General features: G+C 42.8%; 1 protein-coding gene. It reads right to left on the bottom strand.

The annotated features are described in order from the left end of the window. A partial coding sequence (gene infB, locus AC1DPQ_RS27800; RefSeq protein WP_477611574.1) for a translation initiation factor IF-2 occupies positions 1 to 1,367 on the bottom strand: 1,367 nt, incomplete at both ends.

Raw genomic sequence — 1,367 nt, 5'->3', positions numbered from 1 at the left:
CCAACATACCTTCCATCGCTGATTTAATCTCGTTGATTGCATCGTAGATGATAGAATATAAGCGGATATCGATCTGCTCAGCTTCTGCAAGTTTACGTGCACCTGTTGATGGACGAACCTGGAAACCAATAATAATCGCATCAGAAGCCGAAGCTAACAACACATCAGATTCTGAAATCTGACCAACACCTTTACTGATGATATTGATCTGGATTTGCTCAGTTGATAGTTTCAACAATGAATCGGCCAATGCCTCGATTGAACCATCCACATCACCTTTAACAATGATGTTAAGCTCTTTAAAGTTACCGATAGCCAAACGACGACCGATCTCATCCAATGTAATGTGTTTCTGCGTACGTAATCCCTGTTCGCGTTGTAACTGCATACGTTTGTTTGCAATATCACGTGCTTCGGTTTCACTTTCTAAAGCATTAAATCTATCGCCTGCTGTAGGTGCACCTTGCATACCCAAAACCTGTACCGGTTGTGATGGGCCTGCTGATTCTACCTTAGCACCACGCTCGTTGGTTAATGCTTTTACACGTCCACTATAACTACCCGCTAAGATTGGATCTCCCACTCTTAACGTACCGGCCTGAACCAATACCGTAGTTACAATACCACGTCCTTTATCCAATGCAGACTCGATTACAGTACCTGTAGCTCTCTTATTCGGATTCGCTTTCAGCTCTAATAATTCTGCTTCTAATAACACTTTATCTAAAAGTAAATCAACATTTAAGCCGCTTTTGCTTGAGATTTCCTGCGACTGATATTTACCGCCCCAATCTTCAACCAAGATATTCATTACTGATAATTGCTCGCGTACTTTATCTGCATTTGCACCTGGCTTATCTACTTTAGTGAAAGCAAATACCAATGGTACGCCTGCAGCCTGTGCGTGGTTAATCGCCTCTTTAGTTTGAGGCATCACCGCATCATCAGCTGCGATAACAATAATGGCAATATCGGCAGCCTTAGCACCACGTGCACGCATCGCTGTAAAGGCTTCGTGACCTGGAGTATCTAAGAAGGTTACTTTTTTACCGGTTGGTGTAGTTACCATGTAAGCACCAATGTGCTGGGTAATACCACCTGCCTCACCAGCTACCACGTTTGCTTTACGGATATAATCCAGCAATGAGGTTTTACCGTGATCGACGTGGCCCATAATCGTAACAACCGGAGCTCTCTCGATTAAATCTGCCTCGTTATCTTCTTCCTCAATTACATTTTCTTCATCCTCATCTGGTTTAACGAATTGAATTTCGTAACCAAACTCATCTGCAACAATGGTTAAGGTTTCAGCATCTAAACGCTGGTTAATGGAAACGAACATCCCTAGACTCATACTAGACTCATAC

The sequence above is a fragment of the Pedobacter sp. 01T416_2 genome, from assembly GCF_056398925.1.
Note: the sequence above shows the minus strand (reverse complement) of the source record. Positions and strands in the feature narration are given on the sequence as shown.